This is a genomic window from Paucibacter sp. Y2R2-4 (genome assembly GCF_025717535.1).
Taxonomy (GTDB): domain Bacteria; phylum Pseudomonadota; class Gammaproteobacteria; order Burkholderiales; family Burkholderiaceae_C; genus Paucibacter_A.
This window is the reverse complement of sequence record NZ_JAJIRO010000006.1, coordinates 35,729-59,911: the sequence shown is the minus strand read 5'-3', so window position 1 is coordinate 59,911 and position 24,183 is coordinate 35,729. Positions and strand designations below refer to the sequence as shown.

Annotated in this window: 18 protein-coding genes; 8 read left to right on the top strand and 10 right to left on the bottom strand. The window is 61.7% G+C overall.

Annotated features, from left to right (window positions below):
- Positions 1-198 precede the first annotated feature (198 nt).
- Together LNV06_RS21280 and LNV06_RS21275 are read right to left on the bottom strand one after the other, a co-directional pair.
- Positions 199-2,850, bottom strand: coding sequence for a TonB-dependent receptor (locus LNV06_RS21280; protein ID WP_263540319.1), 2,652 nt, complete (start codon positions 2,848-2,850; stop codon positions 199-201).
- Positions 2,851-2,924: 74 nt separating this feature from the next.
- A complete protein-coding gene (locus LNV06_RS21275) occupies positions 2,925-3,683 on the bottom strand; it encodes a chitinase (protein WP_263540318.1) in 759 nt (252 codons plus the stop codon).
- A gap of 182 nt (positions 3,684-3,865) precedes the next feature.
- On the opposite strand from LNV06_RS21275, the gene LNV06_RS21270 reads away from it, so the two are divergent.
- Positions 3,866-4,534: a response regulator transcription factor gene (locus LNV06_RS21270; RefSeq protein ID WP_263540317.1), complete on the top strand. Its 669-nt coding sequence runs from the start codon at positions 3,866-3,868 to the stop codon at positions 4,532-4,534.
- A complete protein-coding gene (locus LNV06_RS21265; RefSeq protein ID WP_263540316.1) occupies positions 4,534-5,982 on the top strand; it encodes a sensor histidine kinase in 1,449 nt (482 codons plus the stop codon). Before LNV06_RS21270 ends, LNV06_RS21265 begins: the two co-directional genes overlap by 1 nt.
- 21 nt (positions 5,983-6,003) lie before the next feature.
- Here LNV06_RS21265 and LNV06_RS21260 read toward each other — a convergent pair whose 3' ends face one another.
- Positions 6,004-6,921: a LysR family transcriptional regulator gene (locus LNV06_RS21260; protein WP_263540315.1), complete on the bottom strand. Its 918-nt coding sequence runs from the start codon at positions 6,919-6,921 to the stop codon at positions 6,004-6,006.
- 90 nt (positions 6,922-7,011) lie between these two features.
- Here LNV06_RS21260 and LNV06_RS21255 point away from each other — a divergent pair, with 90 nt between their 5' ends.
- The 3 genes from LNV06_RS21255 to LNV06_RS21245 all read left to right on the top strand — a co-directional run bounded on the left by LNV06_RS21255 (position 7,012) and on the right by LNV06_RS21245 (position 10,893).
- Positions 7,012-7,263, top strand: coding sequence for a DUF1127 domain-containing protein (locus LNV06_RS21255; RefSeq protein WP_263540314.1), 252 nt, complete (start codon positions 7,012-7,014; stop codon positions 7,261-7,263).
- 654 nt (positions 7,264-7,917) lie between these two features.
- Positions 7,918-9,441: an AMP nucleosidase gene (locus tag LNV06_RS21250; protein WP_263540313.1), complete on the top strand. Its 1,524-nt coding sequence runs from the start codon at positions 7,918-7,920 to the stop codon at positions 9,439-9,441.
- A 189-nt stretch (positions 9,442-9,630) separates the two neighbouring features.
- Complete coding sequence (locus tag LNV06_RS21245; RefSeq protein WP_263540312.1) at positions 9,631-10,893, top strand: tyrosine-type recombinase/integrase; 1,263 nt, start codon at positions 9,631-9,633, stop codon at positions 10,891-10,893.
- A gap of 12 nt (positions 10,894-10,905) precedes the next feature.
- Here the strand turns inward: LNV06_RS21245 and LNV06_RS21240 are convergent, their stop codons facing one another.
- Together LNV06_RS21240 and LNV06_RS21235 are read right to left on the bottom strand one after the other, a co-directional pair.
- Positions 10,906-11,748, bottom strand: coding sequence for an arginase family protein (locus LNV06_RS21240; protein ID WP_263540311.1), 843 nt, complete (start codon positions 11,746-11,748; stop codon positions 10,906-10,908).
- Between the two features lie 88 nt (positions 11,749-11,836).
- Positions 11,837-12,070, bottom strand: a complete 234-nt coding sequence (locus tag LNV06_RS21235; protein ID WP_263540310.1) for a hypothetical protein — start codon at positions 12,068-12,070, stop codon at positions 11,837-11,839.
- 157 nt (positions 12,071-12,227) lie between these two features.
- Between LNV06_RS21235 and LNV06_RS21230 the strand changes: the two genes are divergently transcribed.
- Positions 12,228-12,623 carry a hypothetical protein gene (locus LNV06_RS21230; RefSeq protein ID WP_263540309.1) on the top strand — a complete coding sequence of 132 codons (396 nt, stop codon included), beginning with the start codon at positions 12,228-12,230 and terminating at the stop codon, positions 12,621-12,623.
- A 212-nt stretch (positions 12,624-12,835) separates the two neighbouring features.
- On the opposite strand, the gene LNV06_RS21225 is transcribed toward LNV06_RS21230, so the two are convergent.
- The 3 genes from LNV06_RS21225 to LNV06_RS22695 are packed head-to-tail and all read right to left on the bottom strand — an operon-like array spanning position 12,836 to position 15,017.
- A complete protein-coding gene (locus LNV06_RS21225) occupies positions 12,836-14,437 on the bottom strand; it encodes a plasmid recombination protein (protein ID WP_263540308.1) in 1,602 nt (533 codons plus the stop codon).
- Positions 14,434-14,817 (bottom strand): helix-turn-helix domain-containing protein, encoded by a 384-nt coding sequence (locus LNV06_RS21220; RefSeq protein WP_263540307.1) that lies wholly within the window; start codon positions 14,815-14,817, stop codon positions 14,434-14,436. Before LNV06_RS21220 ends, LNV06_RS21225 begins: the two co-directional genes overlap by 4 nt.
- A 35-nt stretch (positions 14,818-14,852) precedes the next feature.
- Positions 14,853-15,017: a helix-turn-helix transcriptional regulator gene (locus tag LNV06_RS22695; RefSeq protein ID WP_411970151.1), complete on the bottom strand. Its 165-nt coding sequence runs from the start codon at positions 15,015-15,017 to the stop codon at positions 14,853-14,855.
- A 400-nt stretch (positions 15,018-15,417) separates the two neighbouring features.
- Between LNV06_RS22695 and LNV06_RS21215 the strand changes: the two genes are divergently transcribed.
- Both LNV06_RS21215 and LNV06_RS21210 read left to right on the top strand, forming a co-directional pair.
- Entirely contained in the window at positions 15,418-16,629 is a 1,212-nt protein-coding gene (locus LNV06_RS21215; RefSeq protein ID WP_263540306.1) for a sensor domain-containing diguanylate cyclase, read from the top strand.
- A gap of 89 nt (positions 16,630-16,718) precedes the next feature.
- On the top strand, positions 16,719-17,408 hold the full coding sequence (locus LNV06_RS21210; protein ID WP_263540305.1) for a GNAT family N-acetyltransferase: 690 nt from the start codon (positions 16,719-16,721) through the stop codon (positions 17,406-17,408).
- A 21-nt stretch (positions 17,409-17,429) separates the two neighbouring features.
- Here LNV06_RS21210 and LNV06_RS21205 read toward each other — a convergent pair whose 3' ends face one another.
- Positions 17,430-18,410 (bottom strand): diguanylate cyclase, encoded by a 981-nt coding sequence (locus LNV06_RS21205; RefSeq protein ID WP_263540304.1) that lies wholly within the window; start codon positions 18,408-18,410, stop codon positions 17,430-17,432.
- Entirely contained in the window at positions 18,407-24,142 is a 5,736-nt protein-coding gene (locus tag LNV06_RS21200) for a PAS-domain containing protein (protein ID WP_263540303.1), read from the bottom strand. Before LNV06_RS21200 ends, LNV06_RS21205 begins: the two co-directional genes overlap by 4 nt.
- Positions 24,143-24,183 lie beyond the last annotated feature (41 nt).

Here is a 24,183-nt window from a genome sequence, read left to right as displayed (position 1 = left end):
CGGTGAGCCACATGGGCAGCACGACTCATTCGACGCCGACAACTATCCCTTTGATCACCTCAGCAGCACATGAAGAACGCATCAAGATTCCATTAAGAGGTCCGTGCAACTAACTTTCAAATCAAGCGCACAAAAAAGGGCACCCGCCGGCCAAAGCCGAGGGTGCCCGAACGGAGGAGATGAAAAATTCCCCGGCTATCAATAGTTCAGCGTGGCCCGCAGACCCACCATGCGCGGAGGGTTGTAGCTGTTGAAGGTGTAGCCGCCGGCATTGCCTTGGCCCATCCAGTTCTTCACCACGTTATTGCTCAGATTGGTGCCCCAAACTTCGACGTCCCACTTGTCATTGGCGCCGGCCAGCTTCAGCGACGCGTTCCAGTTGGTGTAGGCATCTTGGTAGTCGCCGATGTGCGGGTTGTCGAGGTTGCGTACCGAGAAGTACATGCGGCTTTGGTAGCGCATACCGACCGAGGGCGACAAGCGCAGTCCGCCGCCAATTTCGAAGTCATGGCCGTAGTTCAGCGCGAACGAATACTTGGGCGCATTCGGCAATTGATTGCCGGTCACATCGCGGATGGCGCGGCCGCGTTTGGCCGGATCGTCACCCAGGTACAGCGGTGCGCAAGGTTCCGCCTTGAACTCTTCCCGGTAGCCGCAGATCCAGTTGTCGTCATAGGTGGGATAGGACTTGACCTTGGAATCCAACACCGACAAATAGCCCGACAGATTGCCGCCCGCCCAAGGCTTGGACTTGAACTCCAGCTCCAGACCTTGAATCAGCGCGGTGCCGATGTTCTCGGTCTTCCAGGCCGTCACCACATCGCAGGCCGGGTTCCAGTCTGGGCAGGTCTCGCCGGCGCGCAGCTTGCGCTGGCCGACCGCATTCATGCCGGTGGCATGCATGTCTTTGTAGTCGGTGTGGAAGTAGACCGCGCTGACCTCCAACTTGTTGCCGAAGTGCCGGCCCTTGTAGCCCAGCTCGATATTGCTGGTCAGCTCAGGCTTGTACTCCAGGAAGCTGTACTTCTGCGTGCTGCCATCGGTACAGGTGCCGCCGCCGCAGACGTCGAACTTGTCGCCAAAACCACCGGGTCGGTAGCCAGTGGCCCAGGAGCCAAACACCATTTGCGTAGACGAGAGGTCGTACTGCAGACCGAGGCGGTAGGTGGTCTTTTGCCAGTTCGCACTGTGCGAGTTGACCACCGGCGAGGGGTAGACGCCCACGCCTGCGAACGGCCCCATCTCCTTGGTCAGATCGGTGCCGTTGTGCGGCGTGCCGGTGCCGGGGGTGATAGGCGTGAACTTGCCGTTGTAGTACCAGGGCGTGCTGGCATCCCAGAGGCCGGCGCTGATGCCGCCGTTGTCGGTGCGGCTGTCGCGGCTGTAGCGAATGCCGGCGGTGGCGGTCAGCTTGTCGGCCAAGGCGATATCGGCCTGCGCGAAGATGGCTTTGGAGTCCACCTGGCGGTCGCCCTGGTTGTAGAACTGCCCTTGCGGCATGGCGTAGGGCGCGGCAATCAGATTGTCTTGGGCGAAGTCAATCGCGTTCTTTTCACCCAAAGCAAACACGCCCGCCACATAGCGCCAGTTGCTGAAGCTCTGCTTGATCTGCAGCTCATTGACCAAGGACTTGTAGGTGGAACTGAGCGTGTAGCTGGCCCAGTCCAAAGCATGCTGGTTGCCCCAGTTGCCCCACTCCTCCATCTTGCCCACGTCGTCGGCCAACCAGTTCTGGCCGCCGTCGTCGTCATGCTGCTGGTAGCGCTTTTGCACCGCGTAAGCCACTTTGTAGCCCAGCTCGGTGGTGTCGCTGAGCTTCCAGGTAAAGCTATTGCGGAAGGTATCGATCGTCATGTCGATCTTGCCCGGCACATTGATCTTGGCGTACCACTGGCCTTCTGCGCCGCAAGCAAAGCGGGTGCCGGCGGCCATCTTGCAGTCCTTCAAGCCCACTTCGCCCGCGCCCTCGTTTTTGTAATGCTCAAACGCTCCGGTCCACTCCAGATCTTTGGTCGCGGCCCAGCGCGCGGTCAGGCGGCCGCCCCATTGATTCGAGTTGCTGTAGTACTCAGACGGGCTGAGTTTGCGGTTCAGGCGCTGGTCCACATCGGGCTTGCCATCGGGCGAGAAGGTCCCGTCGGGCTTTTTGACGCCGCGGTCGGTCAGGTCTTGATCCTGCTTGATATAGCCGTCACGTTTGTCCACCATCACCGCCGCACGCAGAGCAAAGTTGTTGCCAAGTGCCAGGTTGTAGACGCTACGCACCTGCTTGGCGTTGTAGTTGCCCAGTTGCAGCGAGATCCAACCATAGTTGTCTTTGAAGTCCGGCTTGGCCGTCAGGATGTTGATGACGCCAGCGGTGGAGTTGCGGCCAAACAGCGTGCCCTGCGCGCCGCGCAAGACTTCCAATTGGTCCAAGTCAAACATCAGCGCCAGCGAACCTTGGGGCCGCGGCGAGTACATGCCGTCGATGTGAATGCCCACGGCCGGGTCACCGATCTCGGTGAAGTTGGTCGAGGTCACGCCGCGAATCGAGACCTGCACGCCCGAGTCGCCATTCGACAAACCAAACTGCACATTGGGGATGCTGCCGCTCAAGTCCAGCAGTTCCTTGACGTTGTCGCGCACCAGATCCTCGCCCTTCAGCGCCGACACCGCCACCGGCGTCTTCAGCAAGGTGGTGTTGACGCGCGTGGCGGTCACAGTAACGGTGGGCAGCTCGCTCTTGTCAACCGGCTTGTCCGCCGCTGCAGTTGCCTGCTGCGCCCAAGCCGGCAGGCTCAGGCCTAGCGATGCGCACACGGCCAGTCGAACCGCCGTGGGCAAAAATTTCTTTGAATCTGTCCTCATATCGTTTGTCTCTCTTTTTGTGGAAATCGATGGTGGGGGAACACAAAGCTTGGATCGAAAAGAACTCGCGCGGTTCAGCAGGCCAGCTTCTCTCCTGGGGGCACGCCGAAGAGCTGAACGGCTCGGCGGTAAAACATGGCGCGGCGCGCGATTTGCTCGGCCGCATGCACATTGCTGGCGGGTTGGTCACATTCCAGTGCGCCGTTGATCGAGCGGATAGTGCCGCCCAGGCCGTGACCCTCCAGCATGGCCTGGTGGGCCGGCATGGTGTTGGGTCCGTTTTGATTCATCCAGTACCAGATGGCGGTTTGCCAAGCCACTTTGGGGTCACGCGCCACCAAGTCTGGGTTGCCCCACAGGTCCAAGCCGATCGCTTGGCCAGCCGCCAGGTATTGGTAGTTCCAGGACAGCTGAATTGGCCCGCGCCCGTAGTACTGCTGGCCCGGCGCGCAGTGCTGGCCCTTCTCGGTGCTGCAGTACTTGTCGTGATTGGCCGGGTTGTATTCGCGCACCGCCTTCAACTCATCGGACTCATGCGCGATATTGGCCAAGAAGGCGGCCATCTCCTGGCGCCTCAGCGTCGCATCACCGCTGGCCGCGAAGGCCGGAAAGGCCGACACCGCGCGGACAAAACCCTCGTAGGTATAAAAGGGCAAGCGATCCGGAAACAAGGCATCAAACTGCGCCGGGCTGGGCAGGAACTGCACAGGGTCGGCCTGGCGCTTTTCGGCATGGGCGCTGCTGACCAGCAAGCCCGCTTGCAAGCCACCCAGCAGCCCGGACACCAGCAGCGCCGCTCGGATCATCGGACGGGAAATCTTGCCTGCCTTCATCGAATGCACTTTCTGCCTTGAAGTTCGTCCAGCAAGCGTTCTTTAAGCTCACTGGTACGGAATTGGACTGCAGCAACTATCGCCGCAGAAAGCTCAGTGCAACATCAGCGTCTTCTTAAGATTGCATTAATGCAACGCAGTTCACCCCAGGGTCATCGGGCCCGCTTGGTAGAGTCGGCCCCATGAGAATTTGCCTCGTCGAAGATGACCTTGAGCTGGGCCACAGCCTGCAGGCGCTGCTGCAAGACGGCGGCCATGAGGTGGTCTGGGTGCGGCGCATCACCGAAGCGCGCTTTTGGTTGGACCAAAAAGGCTTTGACGCCTTGATCTTGGACTTAGGGTTGCCGGACGGCAACGGCCTGGATTTGCTGCGTCTGGCCCGACAGGCCAATAAGCAATTGCCGATTTTGGTGATCACGGCTCGAAGTGGTATTGAAGATCGCCTGCACGGTTTGGACAGCGGCGCCGACGACTATTTGGTCAAGCCTTTTGCCGGGCCGGAGTTGCTGGCGCGGCTGCGCGCGGTGGCGCGGCGCTCGGGCCTGCTGGGCCAGGGCGGCGAGGCCGACTCGCAGGAATGGCTGGTCAAGGACCTGAAGCTGGACGAACGCCGCATGACGGTCACGCGCAATGGCACGGCCATCAATTTGTCCAAGACCGAGTTCGCGATTCTGCTGGCCTTGCTGAAGCTGCCCGACCGCGTCATCACCCGGCGCGAACTGGAAGCCCGCGCCTTGCCCAATGCCGACAGCCATGCCTTGGATGTGCATATGTTCAATCTGCGCAAGAAGATTGGCGAGGGCTATGTGCGCACCGTGCGCGGTGTCGGCTTTGTCCTTGAACGCGCCTGATGCTGCAGCAAGCCTCCTCTGCCCCAAGCTCTGCAGCGCCGGCCGCGCCTGTCGCGCCAGTGGCCAACGCTTCGCTGTTCGGTCGCACCTTTGGCAGCTTTTTCCTGGTGGTGGCCACCATCTGGTGTGTGTTGATGGTGCGCGAGTTTCGCGAGGTCAGCGTCGTCAACACCCGCAACGGCCAGGCCGCCAACAAGATGTGGGCCGAACAAGCCAAGCAGCAAGCCCTGCTCTGGAGCGAGCGCTGGGACCAAGAACCCGAGCTCTTGCAACGCGGCCTGGCCGAACAAGAACATTTGCGCGAGCAAGAGTGGATGGAGATCGGCTACGAGCCGCCGGTCATCGCCCTGCAAGTCTGGCAAGGCGGACGCCTCATCTATCGACAGGGGCCGCCCGAGTTAGACAACCGCCTGACACCCGATGAGCAAAAGTTCGAGAGCGACGCCAGCTGGCTTTATGTGGAGGCTCGCGCGCCCGAGCGCGACATCGTGGTGCGGCGCTGGCAAGAGGTGCCCGGCGATTGGCATTTCAGCGCCCAAGGCCTGATCTACTACGCCCGGCCGCTGTTCTACAGCCTGCCCATCATGTTGATCGTGGCCTGGATTCTGCTGCGCGCCGGCTTCTCACCTTTGCGCCGCATCGGCCAGCAGATTTCGCAACGCTCGGCCAAAGATTTGTCGCAGCTGCCACCCAGCCCCTTCAAGGAGTTGGCCCCGGTGGTGGACTCGGTCAACGGCTTGATGGCCCGTTTGCAAGAGCGGCTGGAGCGCGAGCGCGAGTTCTTGCTCGATGCCGCCCATGAGATGAAGACGCCGCTGGCGGTGATCCAGCTCAATGCCGAATCGCTGCAACAAGACGCTCCGCCACGCCCCAACGAGGCCGAGCGCCGCCGCGAGGCCGTGCTGCGCATGAACGAAGGCGTGCGCCGTGCCACCCACACGGTGCACCAGCTCTTGGCCCTGGCGCGCTCAGGGGCGGACCACGAAGCCATCGACCTGCGTCGCCTCGACCTGGTCGCCCTGGTTCGAGACCGCATTGTGCTGAGCAGCCAACTTGCCTTGCAACGCGGCATCGAAGTCGAGCTGGAGGCGCCCGAGAGCTGCGAGCTGCCGATGAACCGCGAGAGCATAGGCGCCATGATCGACAACTTGGTCGATAACGCGGTGAAGTATTCGCCCAGCGGCAGTCTGGTGAGAGTGAGCCTTAGCCCCAGCGAGGCCGGCGTTGAGCTTTCGGTGCTGGACCAGGGGCCGGGCATTCCCGCCGCCTTCAGGCAAAAGGTTTTTGAACGCTTTTTCCGCCTGCCCGATCAAAGCCAATCCGGCAGCGGCTTGGGCCTGGCCATCGTCGAGCGCGCTGCGGCTCAGCATGGCGCCCAAGTGCGTTTGAGCGAAGGGCCCGAGGGGCGCGGCCTGCATGTGACAGTGAGCTTCCCGCGCGAGGCTTGAGCCCGCGCCTCCAAGGAAAGTTCAAGCCAAGGCTTCAGGCGCACGAGCAAAAGCTCTGAGCGCCGCCAAGACCTGCAAAGCCCCGGGCGGCAGCACCTCGGGCCGGGCATGCACCAGCACCGACTCGCGGGTCATTGCGGGCTTGAGCGGGCGGAGCTGCATGCGTTCATGCAAGGCCAAGACATGCGGCGTGCTGTCGCTCTCTTGCGGCATGATGCTCGCGCCATAGCCGGCCGCCACCATGCTCTTCATCGCCTCGGTGTAATTGAGTTCAATGCCGGTCACCGGGCTGAAGCCGGCTTGCGCAAACCAGGCCATGGTGTGACGGTACATCTGCGTGCCGCTCTCGTTCATGATCAGGCATTTGTCGGCCAGCCACTCGGGCGTGACCTGCGCGGGCGCCTCCCAGTGCGGCGGCAGATAGGCCAGCACCGGATCGCTGCGCCAGGCCTCCCGGTGCAAGTCGCCAAATTCAGCCGGCAAAGGCAGGGTCACCACGCCGAGATCTTGGCGCCCTTCGCGCAAGGCCTCCAGAGTGTGCTGAGTGCCCAGCACCGACACCTCCACCTCAATATCCGGGTGGCTTTGCTTCAGGCCCTGCAAGACCTGCGGCAACAGATAGACCAAGACCCCGGTCTGGGCCGCCAACCGCACCTTGCCCGCCAGACCTTGCGCATGCCGGCTCACCAATTCGGTCGCAGCTTGCGCATCGCGCAACAAGGCTCGGCCCCGCCCGACCAGGGCCTGCCCGGCCGACGTCAGCTCCACGCCGCGTTTGCCGCGCAGCAACAATTGAGCGCCCAGGCGCGACTCCAACTCGCTGATGTGCAAGCTGACCGTCGGCGGAGCCAGATGCAAGGCCTGCGCTGCGGCGGCAAACGTACCCAGGTCGGCAATCGCCACCAAGGTGCGCACTTGGTCCAGATTCAGTGATCGCATCAGGTTTTCTGAATTAAATGTTCAGATGATTCAACTTTTCAAACGATACACCAACTCGGAAGATGCGGCTCATACCCACGGAGCCCCATCATGCAAGCCGACACCCCCGCCCAAATTGCCTCCCCTCAGCCCGGCGCCTCTCTCAGCGTCTGGGTCTATCAACTGCTTTCACGAGGGTTCAGCACTTGGAACCAGGCTATGCAACAGCGCCGCCACAAGGTGCAACTGCGGACCGAGCTCCAAAGCCTCGAATCCCGCGAACTGGCAGACCTGGGCATCGGCCGGGGCGAGTTGGACTACTGGCTGACCGAGACTCAGCCCGGTGCTCGGACCAAAATCTAGCGCTTTGCGCGTGAGGCACGGCAGCCCAGGACGCCGCCGGGCTCATGGCTCGGGGGTCGGCCCTGGCGGGCCGACTGCCTTGCGCTGCTCACGACTTGGGGCCGGCGCCGAACTCACTGCACTCGCTGCGCTCGTTTCGTTCAGACACGCGGCGCCAAGTCAGAAGTTGAAGCGCGCTGCGCGCGCGCCCCAAATCGCTGCGCTGCTCAGCCCCTCACAAATCGCCCAGCAGCGTCCCGAACTGCCGTGCGCTTGCATCGCGAACGCACGGTTTCACCCACCGTCGCGAACCCCCGCTTCGATTGGACTCGGTCCGACGACGGGCGATTTGTGCGCGGCCGAGAGCGCAGCGTAGCGGGTCAGGCGCGCACAGCGCGCTTCAACTTCTGACTTGGCGGCACTTGTCTGAGCGCAGTGAGCTCCTGCGAACGCAGCGAGTTTGCCGCCGCTGACCTGCGTAGTGAGCACCGAGGGAAGTCGGCTCGCCAGAGCCGACCCGCGCACCATGAGCACGGCGGCGGGCCGAGTCAAAGCGCGAGTCAGAGCATCAACCGAAGAGCCGTTTCAGGCACCGAGCTGGAACAAAACCGCAGTCTCTGCATTGCCCCTCGTTCCGGCGCGCCACAATCAGCGTCAAAGTGAGGAGCCTTGCCGATGAGTTTCAGCCCACCGTTTTTTGCCCCTATCGTCTTCCGTGAGGCCGCCGCCGCGCTGGCCCAGGCGCAGCAGATTTACAGCGCCAGCCTCCAGCATTTGCGTGATGCGCTGCAGCGCTTCGTAGCCGGAGAGGACTTCCCGGACAAGGTGCGCGCTTGCTACCCCTTTGTGCGCCTGCGCAGCAGCACCAGCCTGCGCCCTGACTCTCGCCTAGCCTACGGCTTTGTGGCCGATGCCGGCGTGTTCGAAACCACGCTGACCCGCCCCGACCTGTTCGCCGACTACGACCTTCGCCAGTTCGAATTGCTCTTGGCCAACCACGGCGCGCAGGGCTCGGGCCTGGAGATTGGCAGCAGCAACCAGCCCATCCCACTGCATTTCGCCATCGGCGAGCAAGAGCATATTGAAGGCCAGCTGAGCACCGAGCGCCGCCGCCTCATGCGCGAGGTCTTTGATCTGCCCGACCTGGCCGCCATGGACGACGGCATTGCCAACGGCACGCAAGACCTGGCCCCCGGCGCGCCGCAGCCACTTTCACTGTTCACCGCGCCACGAGTCGACTACTCCTTGCACCGGCTGCGCCACTACACCGGCACCCGCGCCGAGCATTTTCAAAACTTCGTCTTGTTCACCAATTACCAGTTCTATATCGACGAGTTCGTACGCATGGGCCGCGAGTTGATGAGCACTGCGCCCGACCCGGCTCGGCCCAGCGAGTTGGACGACTGCATCGCCTTTGTCGAGCCCGGCAATGTGCTCACCCGCCGCGTCGGCTGCGCACCCGAGCCCCACGATGCGCTGGGTGCGCCGCCGCCCCGGCTGCCGCAAATGCCGGCCTATCACTTGGTGAGGCGCGACCGCAGCGGCATCACCATGATCAATATCGGCGTCGGCCCCGCCAATGCCAAGACCATGAGCGACCACATCGCCGTGCTGCGCCCGCATGCCTGGTTGATGCTGGGCCACTGCGCCGGCCTGCGCAACAGCCAGCAGCTGGGCGACTATGTACTGGCCCATGCCTATGTGCGCGAGGACCATGTATTGGACGAAGACCTGCCGCTGTGGGTGCCGATTCCGCCTCTGGCTGAAATTCAATTGGCGCTGGAGCAGGCTGTCGCCGATGTCACGCAACTCAGCGGTTATGAGTTGAAGCGCATCTTGCGCACCGGCACCGTGGCCTCCACCGACAACCGCAATTGGGAACTGCTGCCAAATGACCGCCACGGCGGCCCCGAGCGCCGCTTCAGCCAGAGCCGCGCCATCGCCTTGGATATGGAAAGCGCCACCATCGCCGCCAATGGTTTTCGCTTCCGCGTGCCCTATGGCACTTTGCTGTGTGTGAGCGACAAGCCGCTGCACGGCGAGATCAAGCTGCCCGGCATGGCCGACCAGTTCTACCGCGCCCGCGTTGATCAACATCTGCGCATTGGTCTGCGCGCCGTCGAGTTGCTGCGTTCGGGCTCGCTGAGCCAGTTGCACAGCCGCAAGCTACGCAGCTTCGCCGAGGTGGCCTTCCAATAGCTTCCGGTAGAGAATCCACAAAGGCGGCTTACATCAACTCAACAAGAGCAGCAAACCCATACAAATCAACGACTTACAAATTAAACCCGGATCAAGCCAGCGCAACACAACTCATCGAAACGCATGGCAAAACGGGGGTAACGGCTGGGGTAATGCACAATGCACCGCCACACCATCCAAAGCCCTGCCATGCTCACCGAACTACAGCTAAAGAACTTTTCATGCCCGGCAAACAAGACAAAGACCCGTCTTGCAGACTCCGATGGACTCTTCTTGGAAGCTACGCCAAATGGCTCCAAGCGCTGGTTCTATCGCTACACCCGGCTTGGCAAAGAGCGAGTGATTGCCCTGGGCCACTACTGCCGGGCTGGCAGCAAAACCGTCGAAACAAGCCTCAAAGATGCGCGAGCCGCCCGTGACTCGGAGAGGCTTAAGCTGAAAGCTGGGGCCGACCCAATACAGCAGCGCCAGCTTGATAAGGATGAATCCGGCCGGCGAAGCGCAAACACCTTCGGCGCCATCGCCCGCGAGTTCCATGCAAAGAAGGCGAGCCAATGGAGCGACAGGTATGGCAAGCAATGGCTTAAGGCTGTAGAAAAGTACCTGCTCCCCCGGCTTGGAACAATGCCTATTGCAGCCATTAACGTGCGGCTATTGTTGGATGTGTTGAGACCCGTTGAAGAGTCAGGCTATCTGAGTGTTTTGCAGAACTTGAAAGAGTCTGCAGACCAAGTTTTCCGCCTCGCTGTGCAGACAGACCGATGCGCCTTTAACCCTGCCAGCCAACTCAAGGATGCCCTGCAATCACATCAGGGCAAAAGCCACGCCGCGATCCTTGACCCAGTGCAGGCCGGCGACTTGATGCGGAAGATTGACGCTTGCAATGCACATCCATTTACCCGAGCAGCTTTGAAGCTGTCGGCATTGACCTTTCAACGCCCGGCGAACATCACAGGAATGGAATGGGCTTGGGTCGATCTTGAAAAGGCAATGATCTCAATCCCGCCTGAGCACATGAAGGGGACGAAAAAGCAGAAGGCCGAACGTACGCGGCCCCACCTAGTTCCACTTTCTACCCAGGCGGTAGACATTCTGAAGGGCTTAGGGCCACTTTCGGGCAGCGGTAAGTATGTGTTTCAAAGCAAGCTAAAGCGCGGTACGTCGATGGGCCGCATGACCATGAACAACGCTCTTCGAGGTATGGGGTACACGAACAGCCAAATGACTGCGCACGGCTTTCGTGCAATGGCCCGCACAATGATGGTTGAGCAACTGAATATCAACCCCGAGGCAATCGAAGCCCAACTTGCCCACGCAAAGGCCGGGCCTCTTGGGTCAGCTTATGACCGGGCGCAGTACATGCCTGAGCGGGTGGCCGCTATGCAGGCATGGGCCGACTATTTGGATAAGCTCAAAGCAGGCGCCCAAGTGCTGCCTTTCAAAGCGGCCTAAGCTGCAGGCAAGCTATTGCCTATAGAAGCCTTGCGCCCTGGTGGCTTCTTCCATAGTTTGCCGGTGCAACTTCAGCACTGGCTCGATTGTTCCGGCCTCGTCCGTCTGGTAGCCGCCTGCCAGATTGAACGCAACCGGAACACCCCACCGTGCGTAGGACTGGAGAACGTATTCGTCCCTGCGCTTCATTTCAGCGGTAGTCAACAAGCCGCCAAGCGGGTCTTTGATGTGCTGATCGGCGCCGGCTTGGTACAGCACAAGGTCAGGCGCCCGGCCAAAGTAGTCCCGCGTCGATAGGAGCATGTCGGTCATGCTAGACATGAAATAGCGCCCCATTCCCTCGTCAACCTCAAGGCCGGCGCGGATGTGGCAGATGCTTTTCTGCAGCCCCAGGCGCTTGCGGATATCGTCGGTTCCGTCCCCGTAGTGCATATCGAAATCCACAATGGCGATCCTGGCGCCGGGCTTCTGCGCCATGACTTCCAGCGCGGCAACCATCAGGCCATTGAAAGTGCAGTAGTCCCCCGCCTCCGCATACCTCGCATGGTGGAAGCCGCTCGACGGAGAGCAAGCAATGCCGCCATGCTCAAGCGCATGAGTAGCTGCAGCGACCATGCTGCCCACGGTGTAAGGCAGCGAGTCGGCAACCTCCCGACTTCGATTGCCAAAGCCATTGGGCAACTCACAGCGCATGATTCCATCAACATACGCTGGGCTATGTGCTCGCTTCACCTGCTCTTCAGTCGCCGGGTCGAAACTCACGACATCGACGCTCAGGCCGCACTTGATCCAATCGGCCACGGCAAGCGCTGGCTTGTTGCTGCTGGGGCTGAAGCTCTTGGTGTTGGCCGACATTTCAGGCCGATAGAAAACTGGGATCATCTGCAACACCTCTTGTTTGATTTCTTGGGAATCGCCCCATTGGCTTTGGAGACTGAATGAATCAATTGCCTATCGCCGCGCAATAGAGCACATAGTGAATCGCAGAGAGATACGCGAGCAACAGCCCAGTAACCCAGTTGGTTTTCTTGCAGCCCACCATTGCTTTCCCCTTCGCCTCTGACGAAACACGATTCCCCGAGTGAGTCGCATGAATGTCGTCTGCGGCACCAAAGCCCGACTTCCATACAGAAGAGAGGGCAATTGCAACGGGAACAATGCAAGTGCTGAAACTCATGAAAGCGAATCCGATAGGCGACATCAAGATTGACCCTTAGAAAAATGCGTCCATCTTAATAGTTAGCAAAAAAGGCCAACTTTTAGGATGTCGCTATTCGCCCGTCTATCTGCGCGGTAGCCATGTTCCGCACAGGGTCAAAGTTTGGGGCCGGGCAATGGCACTGAGACTGCCAGCCGGCAATCTCGCCGAACTTGACCAGACCATGACACCGACACGTTTACTAGGCCAGCCGGCCAGCCGCCCCGACACCGCCGCTATCAATGCATGGTTTGCAAACCTGCGCCCTTGTGTATGCCTGAGAGGGCACGAAAAGGCCGAGGCTGCGCTTTTGATGATGGGCGAACCCTTCCCCCTTTGGATGGCTGCGAATCACCCCGAGAGGCTTTCCGATGCCGCCAAGCGGCTGATGCGCCCAAGCCCCGAAGAACTGACCCGCAGCGCTGCCCTAAGCCTTGCGGGCATTGAGTCGCTGGCGCTGCTCGACACCGACCCCGAGGCGCAAGAGAGGTTCGCCCGCCGTGTGGCCGGCCCGTTTCTATCCGCCCGGTAGACCTGTCCAGTTTTGGATTGATGTCGGCCTTTTCCACAGACTGTGGAAGACCTATAGCGCCCTATCGCCAAGACTTCCTCCAGCGACTTGGGTCTGCTCAGTTTTTAGCAAGCCCATTGAACCCCGCCCGTAGCTGTCCGGCAGATCGGCTGAGAAGTCAGCCCAGCTGCTGCACAACTACGGAAGCCTCGTAGTTGATCGCCAAGCCTTAGTCACACCCGATCCCATGCGCCGGCCTTCTTCCAGGCCTTCATGACCCGCCTGCGCTGTTCCCTCGATAGGCCCACGGCAGGGCCTAGGGCAACATCGCGCAGCAGCTTGTAGCGCCAGCAGCCGGGGGCAGCTTCGTAGGGCTGCAGGCAATCGTCAACGCGATCAACAGCGGCATCCCCTCTAAGCCCGCCGCATGACTTGCCCTCACCCTTGGCTGCCAAGATCAGGCTATCCGCGACTTCGGCCGGATTGGCTGGGCGGTCAATCAGCCTCCACCCAGCTAGCCCCGATTCAAAAGGGCCATACAACCACAGTTGCCGCACCTTGCCCGCCGCCCGTCTTGCCCCTACAGCCTCGTCGCAACTATCAAAAACCATCTGCGTTAGGTCTTGGCCGTCTAGCTGCCCTGCCCCTGATGCCGACCCAGGCGACACGACATGGCCGATAGGCTGGCCCTGCTGCTGAAGCTCTGGTATGACCACTGCGCCGCAAGAGTTGCCGGCAGGCTCGGCGCCATCCGTGGCAGCGACGAACTCAATCACCCCGTCAGCGTCCACCGATTGCACGGCTAGCCCTTGCCCCTGGGTAGCCGCCTGCCGCTCTTCTGCATCGCGCTGCTGCGACTCAGGGAGGGGGCCGGATTGGAGGGATTGAAAGCCTTCCTCTACACAAGATAGAGGAAGCACTTTTCCCGCTCCTCTATAGATTTCCTCGCCCCCTACGCATGGCTCGCTCGTTTCTCTATAGAGCTTCTGGCTTCCTCTATAGATGTTCTCGCTTCCTCTATAGAGTTGTTTGTCCTCCAGTGTTTTGCACCCTGTCCCTGTCATGATCTGGATGAAGTCCCGGCTCGGCTTTGCAAGAGGCTCCAAGCCCAAACACTCCATGAAGGGCTGAGGGTTGCGCAGAATCACAGCCTTGATTGCCTCCCATGCTGCGCTATTGGTGGCCGCATCGCCGCTTTTTTCCATGTGCGCGATGACTTGGCCGCCGCCCCTTGCAATGTCCTCCCCTGAAAGCTTCTCGCTCCGTGGCTTCTTCAGCCCGTGGCTCTTGCCTAGCTCTTCATAAAAGTTGTTCCGGCGTTCGCTAACTTCCTTTTTGTAGCCCACCAATTCAGAGGCATTTAGCCGCCCCTCAAGAATCGGGAGAATTAGAGCGTGACAATGTGGCGTGGCCTCATCCAAATGCACCACGGCGCTGAGAATGTTTTCAGGCCCGCCGAATTGACGCCCGGCCCATTCCACGCAGGCCATGAACACATCACGGTCATTCAGCCCATGCCCAGCCGGCAGACTGAACAAAAGTTCAATGGCGAGGACGGCGCCCGCTCGCGGCTTGATGCCTAGCTCATCCATCCTCTGCTGAGCCTGCGCTTCAACCTCCTCTGGCTTGTCAGGGCCAATCAAGACCTCATTCAAACAAATGCGATCCGGATCAATGTTCCCCCGCCTCCCGTACTCGGCAGGGTTTGAGCGAAGGTTATGCTGCGCCGCCTTGAAGATAGCCCTTGGCCCCTTTTTCTTGGAGTTGAGTTTGTAGATATTGAGGAAACACTCAACACCCCCCGCGCCCTTGGCCCTTGCCTTGCCTCCCTTCACGGCGCCCCCTTCTCGCCCCCTGGCATTTCATCGGCCGCCACCGTCAGGGAGTATTGGCCGAAGCGATGCAACGCGCCCCGATCCCCATACTGCCGAACCCAGGTGGTTTCGATTTGGTACCCCTGTTTGCGTAGGTTTCTCACCCTTGCGGTTACATCGGCCATGTCCAGATGCTTGTAGGCCTCTCTTGTGGTCAATGGCCCGGCCATCAGCGCCAGCAATAGGCGCTGCTCTTGCGTTTCTAGTTCGACCCCTGGAAGGCGGTCATACAGCCTGTGCAGAAAAGCGATCCGCTCTGGCGCTGTCGCTATAACTGGCGCCGGCTGGCTTTGCTCTTTTCGACGCTGGCGGGCAACCATCTTGGCGCGAGAGTCACGCATGGCCGAGACTCGCTTGACGCCTCCGCTGCGCCGGCTCATTGCGCACCGCCTTTCTGAGCCTCAAGCCATGCGCGAACTTCTCCAGCCTTCCAGCGCGAAGCCCATTGACCGATCTTGCAGGGGGAGGGAAATTGACCCTCCTTGATGTACCTGTAAATGGTCGCCCGTGAAAAGCCGGTGAACTCGACCACCGAAGCCATACCGAGCAATGCAAAGTCAGAGTCAAGCAAATCTACCGGCTGGGCTCTTTGACGGGGGCTCTTGCGAGCGGGACGGCTCAAGCTTGGGGCGCGTGTCTTCATGGCGCCTGCATTTCCGTTATCTAGCTGATGAATCACTTGGTTCCTCATTGGTTGTGTGATGGGGGGTGACTTTGAGCCGACCGCCTCGACACGCCCAGACCGGTATACCTCTGGCGGCAACCATGTGTAGCCGCCCCAAGTCATCTCATGGTCAGGTAGAGTGGCCCTACGCACTGCCCATTACGTAGTCCTAGCCGTCGCCTTTGACTGGGGCAAAGACTGGGGTAAATAGGGCAGCAAGAACAAAGAACCACGATTCCATCGGATCAAAGCGCCGCTGCACTTATTCCGGTAGAGAATGGCCAATATGCACTTCGACAACCCGACCCTGTTCAATCTGCTGCTGGTGCAGACGCTCTCGTCCAGCCTGCTCATGCTCTTGCTGATGGGCTTGCGCCCCAGCCCGGCGACGCGCTGGGCGCAGGCCTTCATGGGCTTGCAAGCGCTGGGCTGGTTGGCCTTGGCGACGGCAGGCTCCGGCAGCGCCAGGTTGTGGCAAACCCTGGCCATGCTGGCCTTCAGCGCCAGCCTCAGCGCCTTGTGGTGGAGCTTGCGTCTGTGGCTGAAGCCCAGGCCCGGCCGCGCTTTGGCCCTGTTGGCGCCGGCCCTGATGCCGTTGGTCTACGGTCTGCAGTTTGAGGATGCGAGTTTTCGCGTCGCCTGGGCGCAGTTCTGGTTGGCTTTGCAACTGGGTATGTTGGCGATTGGCCTGATGGCGTCGCCCAAGCCGGAGGCTGCGCCGCGAGCACTCTCAGAAGCCTTGCCCAACACCGTGCCGGGCGTCGACAACCGCCATTGGCGGCTGATGTTGCTGCTGGCTATTTTGCCGGCGCTGCTGGCCTGCCTGCTGCGCGGCGTCTGGGGCGCTTATGCCAAAGACTTGCCCAGCTTGCTGTCAGACGATGCCATCAACACCGCCCTCGGCCTGGCCGCCTACTGGGGCCTGAGCCTGGCTGTCTTGGCCCTGGTGTTGGCCTGGCGCGCCGAGACCGAATCAGAACTGGCCCGCCTGGCGCAGACCGATGGTTTGACCGGCCTGCCCGACAGCCGCGCCTTTTCGGCACGCTCGGTGGACATGATCTCGATGGCGCGGCGCCACCAAGAGGCGCTGGCCATGCTGCTGCTCGAAATCGATGACATCAAGACCATCACTCACGAGCATGGACCGCAAGCCGCAGAGCGCGCCACCGCCCTGTTTGCCAGCTGCGTCCAAGCGCAGATGCGATTGGGCGATCTGGCGGGGCGAGTCAACCGGGAGCAATTCGGCTTGCTGATGGCCCGCTGTGAGGCGGAAGGGCCGCAGGCCATGGACCTGCGCATGCGAGAAGCGCTGGCACTGCGGGCGCCGGCGGAGTTGGGTTTCGCACTGAACTTCAGCGCCGGCTGGGCCAAGCTGCGCCATGGCGATCGCAATATCGACGACTTGATGCGCCGCGCCGAGACGGCGCTTTACGAGGCCAAGCGCGGCGGCTTTGGCCGCCTGCAAGCCGAACCGGGCCTGGAAGGCTAAGAGCCCGCCGAAGTTGGCACGGGCTTTGCAAGTGAGGGGCTAGCGCTGTTCAAAAGACAGCCCTTCTCTTCACTCGCAAAGGCCCCCTCATGAGCGTCCACCACCTCAGCTCTTCCGTCCTCAGTCCGGCCGCATACAGCCCTAGCCTTGTCCAGGCCACCGTGACAACGCCGGCTCGCAGCACCATGCGCACGCTGGCGCAAAGAGCCCTGCTGGCGCCCACGGGCGGTCAGGCCCAGCTACGCCAGCTGGCATCACACGACTTGCAATGGCTGCCCCAACTTTGTGAATTGCTGACCGATGGAGTGCACCGAGGCGCCAGTCTGGGCTTTTTGGCCCCGCTGTCCAAATACGCGGCGCTGGAGTACTGGCACGGCGTGTTCGCCCGACTCGGCCCGCGCCACCAGCTCTGGGTGGCTTGCGAGGGCGAAGGTAAAAATGAGGGCACGGAAGCCAACACCCGCCTGCTTGGCTCGGTGCAACTCTCGCTCTGCCCGTCGGCGAATGCACACCATCGGGGCGAGGTGCAGCAGCTGATGGTGCACAGCCAAGCACGCGGCCAGGGCCTGGCCAGCCGCTTGATGACCCGGCTGGAATGCGCGGCGCTGGCCCAAGGCCGTTCGCTCTTGGTGCTGGAAACGCAAAGCGGCTCACAAGCCGAGGCCGTTTATGCCCACCTGGGCTGGCAGCGCGCCGGCGAAATCCCAGAGTACGGCGCCTGCGCCGAAGGCCAGTTACAAGGGGCTGCGCTTTACTACAAGCGCCTGCAACGCCCTTGATCCACCCCTAAACCGACCCGATCAAAGCGCCAGGCCGCAAACCCGCCCGCGGCCGCGCGACTTGGCCAGGTAGAGCTGCTCATCAGCCGCCACGATCAGCTCCGCCTCGACCCGCCCCGGGCCTGGCTGCATGGTGGCCACACCCAAGCTGAGGGTCAGGTAAGGCCCCACATCAGAACCGGCATGGGCAATGTGGGCGGCCTTCAAGGCGGCTTCCATTTCGGCGGCCAAGGTGAGTGCGCCCTGCAAAGGCGTGTCGGGCAAGATGCAGGCGAACTCTTCACCGCCATAACGGCTGATCAAATCGGCAGGACGTTTCAGCTGCGAGCGCATCAGCTGCGCCACTTGACGCAAGACCTCGTCGCCCGCTTGATGGCCATACTGGTCGTTGTAGCGCTTGAAGAAATCCACATCCGCAATCAAGACGGCCAGCGTGCCGCTGCTGCGGCGGGCCCGTTGAAACTCGGCGTCCAGGCGCTCATCAAAAAAACGCCGGTTGTGCACGCCGGTGAGGCCATCGACAAAAGCCATCTGCCGCAGCAGATCCGCCTGCAATTTCAGCGTCAGATGCGTCTTGACCCGCGCCCGCACCACCGCCGGGGTGAAAGGCTTGGAGATGAAGTCCACCGCGCCGACTTCCAAGCCGTGGGTCTCGGCCTCAGCGTCACTGTGCGCGGTGACAAAGACCACCGGCAGGTCCTGCAACTGCGCATCGGCCTTGATCTGCCGGCAGACCTCGTAGCCATCCATCACCGGCATCTGCACATCGAGCAAAACCAGATCGGGTTGTTTGTCACGGCAGATGGCCAGCGCCTGCGCACCACTGGTGGCCATGAAGACTTGATGATCGGCCGCAAACACTTGATAGAGCGCTTGGATATTGACCGCCTGGTCATCAACGATCAGCAAGCGCGGCTTGCGGCCCAGATGCTGGAGCGGATTCACGGCCAGCGAACTCATGGACTGCTGAGGCGTCAGCAGCGACACAGCGGCGGCATTCATGCCTTGGCCTCGCGCAGCAAACGCTGACAAATGAGTTGTGCGGATTCAAAGTCCAAGCCTGAAACCGCGGCATCCAAGGCCTCCAATTCCGCGCCCAAACGCGTGGCATGCTGCTCGCGCAACTGCGCAAAGGCCTCGGTGGCCCCCATGTCAAAGCTGTCCAATAGCTGCATCAAACGCCCTATCGCTGTTTTGAAGACCTCCAGGCTTTGCGCAGGCGCCCCGTCCCTTGCTGTCGGCTTGGGTGCGAGATCGCAGAGCTCTTGTGCGGCCTGCAGCATATCCCGGCAGCCGGCCGTGATGTTGAGCGCTAACTCGCCGATCCAGGCCTCGGCCAGACTGTCGCCGCGCTTGAGCACTTCTTCCCCTTCGGCGCCCCAAGCCGCCAATTGCTCGGCGCCCAAAGTGGCCGCCAAGCCCTTGAAGGAATGCAAGGCCATCGCCGCCTCACCACGCTGCTGCTCTGGTCCCGGGGCCAACAGCGCTCTCAACTTGTCTGGCAAGGCCGTGGCGGAGGCACTGAAGGACTTGACCATGCGCAGGAACAGATCGGTCTTGCCCATGAAGCGATCCATGGCCGCTTGCAGATGGATGCCTTGCGCCTGCGCACGATCGCGCAAGGCGGCCGGCACTTGCAATGAAGCGAACTGAGGCATTCTTTCTGGCTCGTCCTCGGCTTCACTCGGGCCCTCATCCTGTCTGTCGGGCTGCGCAAGGCTCTGGCCATCGGCCTGAACGCCTGCTGGGTCAGCAGGGCCACTTGCACTGGGCTGCCCCGAGCTCTGCAGGCGATCCTCACTACCGTGCGATTTGCGCCCGCACAGGCGCAGCAGCACTTGCACCAAACGATCCAGATCAAAGGGCTTGCCCACATGGTCGTTCATGCCAGCGGCCAAGCAGGCATCCCGGTCGGAGGCCATGGCATTGGCGGTCATGGCCACCACCGGCAGCCCAAGCAGGCCAAGCTCGCCGCGGATCAGCTGCGTGGCGGTATAGCCATCCATCACCGGCATTTGCACATCCATCAGCACGATGTCAAAAGCCGCGGCGTCGCCGCGCAAGAGATCCACTGCCACCTGGCCGTTCTCGGCCAGTCGCACCGTGGCCCCCAAATCCGCCAAAAGCTCTTGCGCCACCTGCTGATTATTGGGGTTATCTTCCACCACCAAGATGCGCATGGCGTGCAAAGGCCGGGCGGCTGAAGTGAGCTGTTGGACCCTGGGCGGCGCATGGACCACCGGCCCACTGCGGGCGGCTAGCATCGACTCCAAGAGCATGGCCGGGGTCAGCGGCTTCACCAGCAGGCCGTTCAGCAGGCGGTTCAAGAGTCGCTGGTCGGCCTCGCTGCGCTGGCTGAGTTGTTCGCGCCCATGGGCACTCACCATCATCAGCATCATCAGCGGCGGAGACTGGTTCGCAGCCAGTTCCTGAATGCGCTGCGCAGCTTCGAAACCATCCAGCTCGGGCAGCGGCCAGTCGATCAGCACCGCTTCATAAGGCCGTGCGTCCGACTGCGCGCGCTCGAGCTGGGCCACCGCAGCCTGTGCGCTGCCGGCCAACTCGACCTGCCAACCCAAGCCCTCGGCCATGGCCCCCAAGACTTCTAGCGCCACCGGGTTGTCATCCACGATCAAGACGCGCAAACCCGCGCAGGCCAGGGCTTCGGTCGCCGTGGCCAGGCTGGCGCCTTCCAAACGCCCCATGCGCAGCTTGAAGGAGAAGCAACTGCCTCGTCCAGGCTCGCTTTGCAAGGCCAGCGTGCCGCCCATCAGGCTCACCAGGCGCTGGCTGATGGCCAGGCCCAGGCCCGTGCCCCCAAAGCGCCGGGTGGTGGAAGCCTCGGCTTGGCTGAAGCCAGAAAAAATGTGCTGCTGATGTTCCGGCGCAATGCCAATTCCGGAATCACGGACCGCGAATTCGAGTTCAACCTCGGTCTCGTGGATGCTGAGCAGATTGACGCTGAGCACCACCTCACCGCGCTGGGTGAACTTGATGGCATTGCCGCCCAGATTGATCAAGACCTGCTGCAGGCGCATCGCGTCCGCCATCAACACCGAGGGCAGCGCGGTGTCCACATCAAACAAGACTTCCAGCGGCTTGGCACCGACATTGGCCGACATGATGACCGACAGGTCGCGCAGCAAATGGTCGATGCTGAAAGGCTGAGGATCCAGCGACATCTTGCCGGCTTCGACTTTGGAGAAGTCCAGGATGTCGTTCAGCAGGCCAAGCAGCGACCTGGCCGCGCCCTCGGTCTTGCTGGCGTAATCGAGCTGGCGCGTCGTCAAGGAAGTCTTTTGCAGCAGCTTGAGCATGCCCAAAATGGCGTTCATTGGCGTGCGAATCTCATGGCTCATATTGGCCAGGAATTGACTCTTGGAGCGCGAGGCCTGCTCGGCCGCCTGGGTGGCCAGCATCAAGTCGGTGATGTCGATGCGAAAGCCCACCGTGTGTCCATCGGCCATCTTGCGTTCGATGACGCGAATCCAGCGGCCGTCATCGAGCTTTTGCACCATCAAGGTGTCGCCCTGCTGATGCGCCGCCATGCGTTCGCTGACCCAGTCTTCAATCCGCCCCTGGGCCTCCAGATACTGGCCGCGCAGGGCGCCGCCGCGAATGATGTCTTCAAAACGGGCGCCGGGCACGATCAGATCGCCGGACACGGCATACATCTGGCGGTATTTTTCATTGCAGAACACCAGCCGGTCTTCGGGGTCGTAGAGCACAAAGGCTTCGCCCACCGCATCGATGGAGCCGCGCAACAAAGCCTCGGCCCGACGCAACTCGGCCTCGGCCCGGCGTCGCTCGCCCACATCCATATAGGTGGTCACAAAGCCACCGCTGGGCACCGGGTTGCTGCGCATTTCCAGACTCAAACCATTGGGGCGCTGGCGCTCCCATTGATGCGGCCCTTGCAAAGCGGCCAAGCCATGCTCGCGCGCTCGGTGCAAAGCCTCGGCAATGCTGATCGAGCCGTCTTCGCCTCGCTCGGCCATCAGGCGCGCCACCCGCTCCACCGTCAAAGGCGCTTGCTGCAGGAAATCCGCATCCAAGCCATACAGCTCGGTGTACTTGCTGTTGTACAGCGTCACCCGCAGTTCAGCATCGATCAGACTCAAGCCACAAGGCAAGCTCTCCAGCACCACCATCAGCAACTCGGCGCTGCGGCGCCGCTCGTCTTCCAACGAGCGGCGCTCGGTGATGTCCACATAGGTCGTGACAAAGCCGCCTTCAGGCATTGGCGAGCCGCGCACCTCCAGCGTGCGCCCATTCGGACGGGTACGTTCGAATTGATGGGCCGAGGGGTGCAGGGCCCGCGCCACGATCTGCTCCACCGTGGCCTCCAGACTCTCGCCATGGCCATACTCACCGCGCGCCGCATTGAAGCGAATGATGTCTTCAAAGCGCACCGGCTGGGTTTCAAACAAGGACGCCGGGAACTCCAGCAGGCTCAGGAATTGCTGGTTATAGGCCTGCAGTTTCAAGTCGGCGTCAAACACGCTCAAGGCGCAAGGCAGGTTCTCCAACACGCTTTGCAGCACTTGATGGCTGCGCTTGGTTTCGGCCTCCAGCGCGCGGCGCTCCGTGATGTCTTGATAGGTACCGACAATGCGCACGGCGCCGCTGTCATCAAACACGGCCTCACCCACCGAGCGTACGTCGATGCGACGTCCGGTCTCGGTGCGCAAGCTCAGCTCCATATCCCAGGACTCGGTGAACTCAACAGCCCGCCGCATCGCCTCGGCCAAGCGAGCACTGTCGCTGGCCGAGAAGTGCGAGAGCGCGTCCTCCAAGGTCACCAAGCGATCCAGCGGAATCTCATGCAGGCGATAGGTCTGCTTGGACCAGCTCAGCAGCTGGGTGGCCATATCAACCTCCCAGGCGCCCAACTCGGTCAGGCGCTCGGCCCGGTCCAGCACCATCTGCTTGTGCAAGAGCAACTCTTCGGCCGCCTTGGCCGCACTGATGTCCAGATGGGTGCCGGCGATCCAAGTGGGCTCGCCTTCGGCGGTGCGCTCGTAGAGCTTGCCGCGCGCCAACACCCAGACCCAATGGCCTTCGCGGTGACGCATGCGCAACTGGCATTCATAGAACTGGGTCTCGGCGAAGAAATGCCGCATCAGCAGTTCTCGAGCCTTGAACATATCGTCCGGATGGCACAGGTCCACCCAGGTTTGCCCGCTCACCGGCTCGAGTTCCGCCAAGGTCCAGCCCAGCATCTCGGCCCAGCGCTCATTGAAGCGCGCCTCGCCGGTCAGCACATTCCAGTCCCAGGTACCGGCATTGGTGCCTTCGATGATGCGGTTCAGGCGATCTTGCTGCTCGACCAGCTCGGCCGCCGCCCGCTTGGCGCCGGTGATGTCGGTGCGGATCGAGATGTACTTCTGCACCCGCCCCTTTTCATCCTTGATGGGCGCGATGATGCAGTCCACCCAGTACAGGGCGCCGCTTTTGGCGCGGTTGCACACCTCGCCATGCCACGACTGACCCTGGCTGATGCTGCGCCAGACCGCCGGCCAGAAGTCCGCCCCTTGAGTACCGGAATTGATGAGCCGGTGGTTCTGCCCCAGGAGCTCTTGCAAGGAATAGCCACTGATGCGGCAAAAGGCCGGGTTGGCCTCCAGGATCGAACCGGACGGATCGGTGACCGACACGATGGCCTGCTGAAAGATGGTGTCCAGCAAGGCCTTGTTCTCGCTAAGCGCCCGCGCCAAGTCTGCAGTCATAGTCTGGGCCAGCGCCTCGGCGCGCTCACGGCCGGTGTTCAAGAGCCACACCACAAAGGCGAGCGCCAGCGTCAAAGCTGTGCCTGAAAGCACCAAGTTACGTGCCGGGCCGTCGTCCAGCAGGCGCTCAAAAGCCGGCGTGCTGCTGGTGCGCAAATGCAAGGTTCGGCCCGCAAACACAAAGCTTCGCTCGGCCACAAAGCGCGCACTGCGGGCCTTGCTGGCTGAAGAGCCGGCGGGCAAGGCCGCCCGGCCCTCAAAGAACCTTTGGCTGTCATGCGCCACACTGCCGTCAAACAACTCGAAATCCAGCAACTGATCGGCGACATCGCCCACCCCGGCCAAGAGTTCAGACACCACCGCGGGCGCATAGACAAAGCCCACAAAGGCACGCTCTCGCTGCTCGGGCGTTTGTGGGTCGGCGCCGGTGCGATAGACCGGCACAAAGAGCAAGAAGCCTTGGCGCTTTTGTTCGTCTTGCACCAGCGTGATCGGGCCGGATAACGCATCCTCACCGCTGCGCAATGCGCGCTCGGCAGCCTCACGCCGAATGGCCTCCTGGCCGATGTCAAAACCCATGGCCTGGCGGTTTTGAGACAGAGGCTCGATATAGCGGATGACAAAAAGATCGCTGGCCTCGCCAGCGCTGCGAAGCTCAAAATCCGGCGCACCGTCCTGCTTGGCTGCCTTCACATAGGCCGGCACGTCCGAGCGCTGCAGTCGCTCAATGAAACCAAAGCCGCGCACACCCGGAAACTCCCGCTCGAGCTGACGCGACTCCACATAGCGCCGAAACTCATCGCGTCTCACGGATTGGCCGGTGGCATAGACGCCCCGTGCACCTTTCAAACCATACAGGGGCAGGCGCAGGCGCTGGTCGACTTCTTTTTCAATACGCTCCGACAAACGCTCAAAGTGCAGTTGGGCGTCGCGCTGGCTTTGTTGATGGGCGGCCCAACCCAGCGCCAGGCTGAGCGTCAGCCCCAGCAGGAGGATGGCCGCCACCAGGAGCGGCTTCGCCAGCGCGCCGCCCAGCTGCAGCCGGC

Excerpts from the sequence above, each read along its gene's own strand:
- LNV06_RS21280 (WP_263540319.1), bottom strand. The coding sequence starts at position 2,850 with ATGAGGACAGATTCAAAGAAATTTTTGCCCACGGCGGTTCGACTGGCC.
- LNV06_RS21275 (WP_263540318.1), bottom strand. The coding sequence starts at position 3,683 with ATGAAGGCAGGCAAGATTTCCCGTCCGATGATCCGAGCGGCGCTGCTG.
- LNV06_RS21270 (WP_263540317.1), top strand. The coding sequence starts at position 3,866 with ATGAGAATTTGCCTCGTCGAAGATGACCTTGAGCTGGGCCACAGCCTG.
- LNV06_RS21265 (WP_263540316.1), top strand. The coding sequence starts at position 4,534 with ATGCTGCAGCAAGCCTCCTCTGCCCCAAGCTCTGCAGCGCCGGCCGCG.
- LNV06_RS21260 (WP_263540315.1), bottom strand. The coding sequence starts at position 6,921 with ATGCGATCACTGAATCTGGACCAAGTGCGCACCTTGGTGGCGATTGCC.
- LNV06_RS21255 (WP_263540314.1), top strand. The coding sequence starts at position 7,012 with ATGCAAGCCGACACCCCCGCCCAAATTGCCTCCCCTCAGCCCGGCGCC.
- LNV06_RS21250 (WP_263540313.1), top strand. The coding sequence starts at position 7,918 with ATGAGTTTCAGCCCACCGTTTTTTGCCCCTATCGTCTTCCGTGAGGCC.
- LNV06_RS21245 (WP_263540312.1), top strand. The coding sequence starts at position 9,631 with ATGCTCACCGAACTACAGCTAAAGAACTTTTCATGCCCGGCAAACAAG.
- LNV06_RS21240 (WP_263540311.1), bottom strand. The coding sequence starts at position 11,748 with ATGTCGGCCAACACCAAGAGCTTCAGCCCCAGCAGCAACAAGCCAGCG.
- LNV06_RS21235 (WP_263540310.1), bottom strand. The coding sequence starts at position 12,070 with ATGAGTTTCAGCACTTGCATTGTTCCCGTTGCAATTGCCCTCTCTTCT.
- LNV06_RS21230 (WP_263540309.1), top strand. The coding sequence starts at position 12,228 with ATGGCACTGAGACTGCCAGCCGGCAATCTCGCCGAACTTGACCAGACC.
- LNV06_RS21220 (WP_263540307.1), bottom strand. The coding sequence starts at position 14,817 with ATGCGTGACTCTCGCGCCAAGATGGTTGCCCGCCAGCGTCGAAAAGAG.
- LNV06_RS22695 (WP_411970151.1), bottom strand. The coding sequence starts at position 15,017 with ATGGCTTCGGTGGTCGAGTTCACCGGCTTTTCACGGGCGACCATTTAC.
- LNV06_RS21215 (WP_263540306.1), top strand. The coding sequence starts at position 15,418 with ATGGCCAATATGCACTTCGACAACCCGACCCTGTTCAATCTGCTGCTG.
- LNV06_RS21210 (WP_263540305.1), top strand. The coding sequence starts at position 16,719 with ATGAGCGTCCACCACCTCAGCTCTTCCGTCCTCAGTCCGGCCGCATAC.
- LNV06_RS21205 (WP_263540304.1), bottom strand. The coding sequence starts at position 18,410 with ATGAATGCCGCCGCTGTGTCGCTGCTGACGCCTCAGCAGTCCATGAGT.